The organism is Duganella sp. Leaf61 (assembly GCF_001421905.1).
Taxonomy (GTDB): Bacteria; Pseudomonadota; Gammaproteobacteria; order Burkholderiales; family Burkholderiaceae_D; genus Rugamonas; species Rugamonas zoogloeoides.
Map to the genome: position 1 here is coordinate 73488 of NZ_LMLM01000007.1, position 8308 is coordinate 81795.

Annotated in this window: 7 protein-coding genes, 1 tRNA gene and 1 pseudogene; all 9 read right to left on the reverse strand. The window is 56.6% G+C overall.

From position 1 onward, the window contains the following. Positions 1-86 precede the first annotated feature (86 nt). Positions 87-4196, reverse strand: coding sequence for a DNA-directed RNA polymerase subunit beta (gene rpoB / locus ASF04_RS08250; RefSeq protein ID WP_056139859.1), 4110 nt, complete (start codon positions 4194-4196; stop codon positions 87-89). 270 nt (positions 4197-4466) lie between these two features. Continuing rightward, positions 4467-4838, reverse strand: coding sequence for a 50S ribosomal protein L7/L12 (gene rplL / locus ASF04_RS08255; RefSeq protein ID WP_019923552.1), 372 nt, complete (start codon positions 4836-4838; stop codon positions 4467-4469). A 92-nt stretch (positions 4839-4930) separates the two neighbouring features. Next, entirely contained in the window at positions 4931-5467 is a 537-nt protein-coding gene (gene rplJ / locus ASF04_RS08260) for a 50S ribosomal protein L10 (RefSeq protein WP_056139871.1), read from the reverse strand. Between the two features lie 248 nt (positions 5468-5715). After that, positions 5716-6411 carry a 50S ribosomal protein L1 gene (gene rplA, locus ASF04_RS08265; RefSeq protein ID WP_019923554.1) on the reverse strand — a complete coding sequence of 232 codons (696 nt, stop codon included), beginning with the start codon at positions 6409-6411 and terminating at the stop codon, positions 5716-5718. Positions 6412-6413: 2 nt separating this feature from the next. Then, a complete protein-coding gene (gene rplK / locus ASF04_RS08270; protein ID WP_019923555.1) occupies positions 6414-6845 on the reverse strand; it encodes a 50S ribosomal protein L11 in 432 nt (143 codons plus the stop codon). Positions 6846-6969: 124 nt separating this feature from the next. Continuing rightward, positions 6970-7584 (reverse strand): transcription termination/antitermination protein NusG, encoded by a 615-nt coding sequence (gene nusG, locus ASF04_RS08275; RefSeq protein ID WP_056139862.1) that lies wholly within the window; start codon positions 7582-7584, stop codon positions 6970-6972. Beyond that, the gene (secE, locus tag ASF04_RS08280) at positions 7584-7967 is read right to left on the reverse strand and encodes a preprotein translocase subunit SecE (protein WP_019923557.1); all 384 of its coding nucleotides are present in this window, start codon (positions 7965-7967) and stop codon (positions 7584-7586) included. Before secE ends, nusG begins: the two co-directional genes overlap by 1 nt. 36 nt (positions 7968-8003) lie before the next feature. Continuing rightward, positions 8004-8079 (reverse strand) — tRNA-Trp (locus tag ASF04_RS08285). A 72-nt stretch (positions 8080-8151) separates the two neighbouring features. Further along, positions 8152-8308 (reverse strand): annotated as a pseudogene (locus tag ASF04_RS26620) (elongation factor Tu); the annotation flags it as partial.

Sequence of the window (8308 nt, forward strand, 5' to 3'; positions counted from 1 at the left end):
ACTTCTAATTCCTAAGACTACATTGCCCGGACTGGTAAACCAGCCGGGCTTTGTACATCTCAAACCAAATGACAGTGTTTTGTCGTTTAGTTTCGTTCGAGGTCGATATCGATACCGAGCGAACGGATTTCCTTGACCAGCACGTTGAACGATTCCGGCATGCCGGCATCGATCACGTGGTCGCCTTTAACGAGGTTTTCGTACACTTTGGTACGGCCATTCACGTCATCGGACTTCACGGTCAACATCTCTTGCAGCACGTACGATGCGCCGTACGCTTCCAGTGCCCACACCTCCATCTCACCGAAACGCTGGCCACCGAACTGGGCTTTACCACCCAGTGGCTGCTGCGTGACCAGCGAGTATGGACCGGTCGAACGCGCGTGCATCTTGTCGTCCACCAGGTGGTGCAGTTTCAGCATGTGCATCACGCCAACGGTGACCTTGCGCTCGAACGCTTCGCCGGTGCGGCCGTCGTACATGGTGACCTGGTTCTTCGATGGGGTCATGCCCAGCTTGGTTGCGACGTCATCAGGATACGCCAGATCGAGCATGCGGCGGATTTCCGATTCGTGCGCACCGTCGAACACCGGGGTGGCGAACGGCACACCTTTTTTCAGGTTGTGCGCCAGCTTCATGATCTCTTCGTCGTCGAAGTTGTCCAGATCTTCCGGACGGCCCGATTCGTTGTAGACCGTGGTCAGGTACTTGCGCATCTCTTCGACCTTGATCTGCGCTTGCAGCATTTCGCCGATACGGATGCCCAGGCCCTTCGCTGCCCAACCGAGGTGGGTCTCGAGAATCTGACCCACGTTCATACGCGATGGAACACCCAGCGGATTCAGTACCACGTCGGCCGGCGTACCGTCCGCCATGTATGGCATGTCTTCCACTGGAACAATGCGCGATACCACACCCTTGTTACCGTGGCGACCCGCCATCTTGTCGCCGGACTGCAGGCGGCGTTTCACGGCCAGGTACACCTTGACCATTTTTTGCACGCCAGGTTGCAGCTCGTCGCCCTGGGTCAGTTTCTTACGCTTCTCTTCGAAGGCCAGGTCGAACTGGTGACGCTTCTCGGCGATCGATTCCTTGATCGCTTCGAGGGCGGTGGCAGCAGCATCTTCCGATGGGCGGATGTCGAACCAGTGGTACTTGTCCAGATCGTCCAGGTATTCCTTGGTGATCTTGGCGCCTTTGGCCAGCTTTTTAGGGCCGCCGTTGACTACCTGGTTGATCAGCATTTTTTCCAGACGCTGGAAGGCATCGCCTTCCACAATACGCATCTGGTCGTTCAGGTCCAGGCGGAAGCGTTTCAGTTCATCGTCGATGATCTGTTGCGCGCGCTTGTCGCGAACGATGCCTTCACGGGTGAACACTTGCACGTCGATGACGGTGCCGACCATGCCCGAAGGCACGCGCAGCGACGTATCTTTGACGTCCGAAGCCTTCTCGCCGAAGATCGCGCGCAGCAGCTTTTCTTCCGGGGTCAGCTGGGTTTCGCCTTTCGGCGTCACTTTACCGACCAGGGTGTCGCCGGCGGTGACTTCCGCGCCGATGTACACGATGCCCGATTCGTCCAGGCGTGCCAGTTGATTTTCGGCCAGGTTCGAGATATCACGGGTGATTTCTTCGGCGCCCAGCTTGGTATCACGTGCAACAACGCTCAGTTCTTCGATGTGGATCGAGGTGTAACGGTCGTCTTTGACGACGTTTTCCGAGATCAGGATCGAATCTTCGAAGTTCAGACCATTCCATGGCATGAACGCCACGGTCATGTTCTGGCCCAGTGCCAGCTCGCCCAGGTCGGTCGATGCGCCGTCGGCAATCACGTCGCCTTTGGCCACGCGGTCGCCAACTTGCACGATCGGACGCTGGTTGATGTTGGTGTTCTGGTTCGAACGGGTGTACTTGATCAGGTTGTAGATGTCCACACCGACTTCGCCGGCAGTGGCTTCTTCATCGTTCACGCGAATCACGACACGACCCGCATCGATGTAGTCAACCAGGCCGCCACGCAGTGCTTGCACGGTGGTGCCGGAGTCAACTGCCACGGTGCGTTCGATACCGGTACCGACCAGCGCTTTTTCAGGGCGCAGGCAAGGAACTGCCTGGCGCTGCATGTTGGCGCCCATCAATGCACGGTTCGCATCATCGTGTTCGAGGAACGGAATCAGCGATGCCGCAACGGAAACGATCTGGCCTGGCGCCACGTCCATGTACTGGACGCGCTCTGGCGATACCAGGATGGTTTCGCCAGCTTCACGCGACGATACCAGTTCATCGACCAGGGTACCGGTCTCATCGACTTTGGCGTTAGCCTGAGCGATGATGTAGCGGCCTTCTTCGATCGCCGACAGGTAATCGATCTGCTCGGTAACCTTGGAACCGTCAACCTTGCGGTACGGGGTTTCCAGGAAGCCGTATTCGTTCAGGCGGGCGTACAGAGCCAGCGAGTTGATCAGACCGATGTTCGGGCCTTCAGGCGTTTCGATCGGGCACACGCGGCCGTAGTGGGTCGGGTGCACGTCGCGCACCTCGAAGCCGGCACGTTCGCGGGTCAGACCGCCAGGTCCCAGGGCGGAGACACGGCGTTTGTGCGTGATTTCCGACAGCGGGTTGGTCTGGTCCATGAACTGCGACAGCTGCGACGAACCGAAGAATTCGCGGATCGCGGCCGAGATCGGCTTGCTGTTGATCAGGTCGTGCGGCATCAGGTTGTCCGCTTCGGCTTGGCCGAGGCGTTCCTTGACAGCGCGCTCAACACGCACCAGGCCGGCACGGAATTGGTTTTCCGCCAGTTCGCCGACGCAACGTACGCGACGGTTACCCAGGTGATCGATGTCATCGACTTCGCCGCGACCGTTGCGCAGCTCGACCAGGATCTTGATCACGGCCAGCACGTCTTCGTTCGACAGGGTCATGGCGCCGGTCAGTTCGTCACGGCCGATACGGCGGTTGAACTTCATGCGGCCCACGGCCGACAGGTCGTAACGTTCAGGGCTGTAGAACAGGCCGTTGAACAGTGCTTCGACCGAGTCTTCGGTTGGCGGTTCGCCAGGACGCATCATGCGGTAGATCGCCACGCGCGCGGCGGTCTGGTCGGCGGTGTCGTCCATGCGCAGGGTTTGCGAGATGTAGCCACCCTGGTCCAGATCGTTGGTGTACAGGGTCTGGATGTCGGCGATGCCGGCATCGCGCAGACGGTTCAGTACGTCTTCGGTCAGTTCTTCGTTGGCGGACGCGACAACTTCGCCGGTCTCCGGATCAACGATGTTCTTGGCCAGTACGCGGCCCAGCAGGTAGTCTTCCGGCACCGAGATGTGCTTCAGGCCAGCGGCATCGATGTCGCGCACATGCTTGGCATTGATGCGCTTGTCTTTCATGACGATGGTCTTGGCCGACTTTGGATCGACGATGTCGAAGCGCGCGACTTCGCCGCGCAGGCGTTCGGCAACGAATTCCATTTCCGCGCCTTCGGAGCGCAGGTGGAAATTGTCGAAGACAAAGAAGTTAGCCAGGATCTGTTCCGGGGTCATGCCGATGGCTTTCAGCAGGATCGATACCGGCATCTTGCGGCGGCGGTCGACGCGGAAGTACAGGATGTCTTTCGGATCGAACTCGAAGTCCAGCCACGAGCCGCGGTAAGGAATGATACGGGCCGAGAACAGCAGTTTGCCGGACGAGTGGGTCTTGCCGCGGTCGTGTTCGAAGAACACACCCGGGGAGCGATGCAGCTGCGAAACGATGACACGCTCGGTACCATTGATCACGAACGAACCGGTGGTCGTCATCAGGGGCAGTTCGCCCATGTAGACTTCCTGTTCCTTCATTTCCTTGACGACTGGCTTGGTCGGCGACTCCTTGTCCAGGATCACCAGACGCACCTTGGCGCGCAGCGGTGACGCGAACGTCAGGCCACGCAGTTGGCATTCCTTGACGTCGAAGGCAGGATCGCCCAGAACGTACGACAGGAATTCGAGACGCGCAAAGCCATTGTGCGAAACGATAGGGAAAATCGAGGTAAAGGCCGACTGCAGGCCGTCGTTCTTGCGCGCCGATGCGCTAACATCTTCTTGCAAGAAACTGTGGTAGGACTCGAGCTGGGTAGCCAGCAGGAACGGAACGTTGTGAACGTTGGCGCGCTTCGCGAATGATTTGCGAATGCGTTTCTTCTCAGTAAATGAGTAGTGCATGGACACTCCGTGAGTGACAGAAAGGAAAAAAATTCAGGTTTTGCCAGTGCACTGCCAGCCACTTCAGCAACAATCTCGGCTGCGTGTCACACAGACGAAACCTGAAATCTCTACCATTTCCAGCGGATCAATTGGAACTGCAACGTCTTGACAACGTTACAAATACGACACAGACGACAAAGGAGCCAAAGCCGGGATTTCCCCCGGTAAAGAGAGAAATCCCGCAGCTTTGGCTCGTGGCGCTAATGGTAGCCGCCAATACAGCTTGAATTACTTCAGTTCGGCCTTGGCGCCAGCTTCTTCCAGCTTTTTCTTAGCGGCTTCAGCGTCAGCTTTCGACAGAGCTTCTTTAACGGTTTTTGGTGCGCCGTCAACGACGTCTTTGGCTTCTTTCAGGCCCAGACCGGTGATTTCGCGAACTGCTTTAATGACGCCAACTTTGTTCGCGCCGATTTCGGTCAGAACCAGGTTGAATTCGGTCTGCTCTTCAGCAGCGGCTGCAACAGCGCCGCCAGCAGCAGGAGCTGCCATTGCAGCGGCCGAAACGCCGAACTTCTCTTCGAATGCCTTGACCAGTTCGTTCAGGTCCATTACGGACATTTCGCTCACTGCGTTCAGGATGTCGTCTTTGCTAATTGCCATTTGAAACTCCAATAATTTTGATTCGTTTAATACATCAGATAGCTACTTGAAAAAAACCCGCCCCGGCCGCGAGGCCGGGATGCATCAGCTGATTAAGCTGCTGCAGGAGCTTCTTCTGCTGCAACTTCAGCAGCAGGAGCACCTTCGGATTTTTTCGCTGCCAGAGCAGCCAGACCACGTGCGAAGCCCGATACCGGAGCCAGCATAACGCCCAACAGCTGCGAGATGAGGACTTCACGGCTAGGAATGCTCGCCAACGCGGCAACAGCAGCTTTATCCAGCTGCTTGCCTGCGTAGTTACCGGCAGTGATGACCAGCTTGTCGTTGGTTTTAGCGAAGTCAGCGATGACTTTAGCTGCTGCAACGGCGTCGTCCGAGATCGAATAGATCAGCGGACCGGTCATGCTGTCTGCCAGCGAGGCGAACTGCGTGCCTTCGACAGCGCGACGTGCGAGGGTGTTTTTCAACACTCGCAGGTACACGCCTTGAGCACGCGCCTTGGCACGGAGTTGCGTCAAGTGAGCAACCTGGATGCCACGATACTCGGCCACGACGATGGTTTGCGCAGTTGCTACTTTTGCGGAAACTTCGGCGACGACGGCCTTTTTGTCATTCAGATTGAGACCCACGGTCAATCTCCTTAAATGATAACCAGCCCAATTGCCGGTTATCGGTTCGAACAACGGCGTCCGAGGTTAGGAGTCCAATGGACTGCAAAACTTGGTCGGGAACACCATCTGCGTTGGGTGAAACAACTCAATTAACCGGGTGCCTGCCTGATGCACCTGGCCCAACGGTCTTTGATTGCGACTGCCGTTTGCACGGCAGCCATCCCAAAGAACTGCCCCCGCTTGCGCGAAGGACTTAATTTTGTAACTTAGGCAGCCAGGGTAGCCTGGTCAACACGGACGCCAGCGCCCATGGTCGACGACAGCGATACCTTGCGCAGGTAAACACCTTTGCTCGATGCTGGCTTGGCTTTGTTCAGCGCGTCGATCAGGGCAACCAGATTGCTCTTCAGATCTGCGTCAGCGAACGATTTGCGGCCGATGGTCGCGTGGATGATACCGGCTTTGTCGGTACGGTACTGAACTTGACCAGCTTTCGCGTTTTTCACGGCGGTAGCGACGTCAGGGGTTACGGTGCCCACTTTCGGGTTAGGCATCAGGCCACGTGGGCCCAGGATCTGACCCAGGGTACCAACGATACGCATGGTGTCTGGCGAAGCGATGACGATATCGAAAGGCATGTCGCCGGCTTTGACGCGCTCGGCCAGGTCTTCCATACCAACCACGTCGGCACCAGCTGCTTTAGCAGCTTCTGCTTTTTCGCCCGAAGCGAACACAGCAACGCGAACGGTTTTGCCGGTGCCAGCTGGCAGCACGACGGAACCGCGAACGACCTGGTCCGATTTCTTCGGATCTACACCCAGTTGTACCGACACGTCGATCGATTCATTGAACTTGGCGGTAGCCAGTTCTTTGATCAGCGCGACGGCGTTGTCGAAGGCGTAGGACTTGGTGCTATCAACTTTAGCCTTGATAGCTTTTGCGCGTTTGGACAGTTTTGCCATGATTACAGACCTTCCACCGTGATGCCCATCGAACGTGCGGAACCAGCGATGGTGCGTACAGCAGCATCCAGGTCGGCAGCGGTCAGATCAGGGGTTTTCAATTTAGCGATTTCTTCAGCTTGGGCACGGGTCAGCGTACCGACTTTGTCGGTATGTGGCTTCGGCGAACCTTTGGTGATGCCAGCGTGTTTCTTGATCAGGAACGTTGCTGGTGGGGTCTTCATCACGAAGGTGAAGGACTTGTCAGCAAAGGCGGTGATCACGACTGGAATCGGCATGCCTGGCTCCAGACCTTGGGTCTGTGCATTGAAGGCTTTGCAGAATTCCATGATGTTCAGACCGCGCTGACCCAGCGCTGGGCCGATCGGTGGGGATGGGTTTGCTTTACCAGCTGGCACTTGCAGCTTGATAAAACCAATGATTTTCTTTGCCATGATGGCTCCTGTCTTTGGAGTTGAGTAGTAGCGCCCCGCGATGCGATACATTGCATGCGGGGCTCCTCTTGTGCCAGATTTGTCAGGTTTTTACACCGTCGCCCGTTCTGGCGAACGGTGCTGCTTATACTTTTTCGACCTGGCCGAACTCGAGTTCGACTGGAGTGGCGCGACCGAAGATGGTGACCGAGACGCGCACTTTCGATTTCTCGTAGTTGACTTCCTCGACGTTGCCGTTGAAGTCGGTGAACGGGCCATCCTTGATGCGGACTTGCTCGCCCACTTCGTACAGCACTTTTGGCCGTGGCTTCTCGACACCTTCTTGCATCTGCTGCATGATCTTGTCGATCTCGCGGGCAGGAATCGGGGTCGGCTTGTTCGATTTGCCGCCGATGAAACCGGTGACCTTGCTGGTGTTTTTCACCAGGTGCCAGGTTTCGTCGGTCATTTCCATTTCCACCAGCACGTAGCCAGGGAAGAAACGACGCTCGGTGACGGACTTTTGACCGTTTTTCACTTCGACTACTTCTTCAGTTGGCACCAGGATCTGGCCGAACTGGTCTTGCATGCCGGCGCGCTCTACGCGCTCGGTCAGCGCGCGCTGCACGCTTTTTTCCATACCGGAATACGCATGAACAACGTACCAGCGCTTGTTGCTTACTGGGACGCTGATTGGCGCTGCGCCAGCTTCTTGTGCAGGCACTTCGCCTTGCACGTCTTCTTGCACATTTTCGCTCATTATTTTCGTATGCCCAGAATGAGATCGTATAACAGGAATTCCAGTGTCTTATCCGTGCCCCACAGGAACAGCGCCATCACAAACACAAAGGCAAACACGATGCCAGTGATTTGCATCGCTTCGCGACGGGTAGGCCAGACGACCTTTTTCGTTTCGCGAACGGATTCTTGGGCGAAATTCAGGAAATCACGGCCAGTCGACGAAGTCCACAAGAGCAGAACGGCAAAAGCCAAACCAGCTACAAGTGCGCCCGCGCGCACCAGAGCTGGTTTGTCCGACAGGTAATAAAACCCGACCACACCTGCGATTGCGACGGCTATGGCCAGCGCAACCTTAATCTTGTCATTCGACGTGCTGACGGTCTGCACGGATTGATTAGACATTGTATTTTTACTTTCGGTGCCCTGCACCAGATTCGGTGGCAGGGGCGGAGGGCCTCGAACCCCCAACCTTCGGTTTTGGAGACCGACGCTCTGCCAATTGAGCTACGCCCCTTCCGAGTACTACTTACAAAGGATTTCGATTATACCACCAGAGACACCCCTGGTGGCCAATCCGCCATCCTAATTAGGCGATGATTTTTGCTACAACGCCTGCACCTACGGTACGGCCACCTTCGCGGATTGCGAAACGCAGACCTTCTTCCATCGCGATCGGGTTGATCAGCTTGACGGTGATCGACACGTTGTCGCCTGGCATAACCATTTCTTTGTCCGCTGGCAGT

Bases quoted from the DNA above. Each gene is read 5' to 3' on its own strand.
- rpoB (WP_056139859.1), bottom strand. From the start codon at position 4,196: ATGCACTACTCATTTACTGAGAAGAAACGCATTCGCAAATCATTCGCG.
- rplL (WP_019923552.1), bottom strand. From the start codon at position 4,838: ATGGCAATTAGCAAAGACGACATCCTGAACGCAGTGAGCGAAATGTCC.
- rplA (WP_019923554.1), bottom strand. From the start codon at position 6,411: ATGGCAAAACTGTCCAAACGCGCAAAAGCTATCAAGGCTAAAGTTGAT.
- rplK (WP_019923555.1), bottom strand. From the start codon at position 6,845: ATGGCAAAGAAAATCATTGGTTTTATCAAGCTGCAAGTGCCAGCTGGT.
- nusG (WP_056139862.1), bottom strand. From the start codon at position 7,584: ATGAGCGAAAATGTGCAAGAAGACGTGCAAGGCGAAGTGCCTGCACAA.
- secE (WP_019923557.1), bottom strand. From the start codon at position 7,967: ATGTCTAATCAATCCGTGCAGACCGTCAGCACGTCGAATGACAAGATT.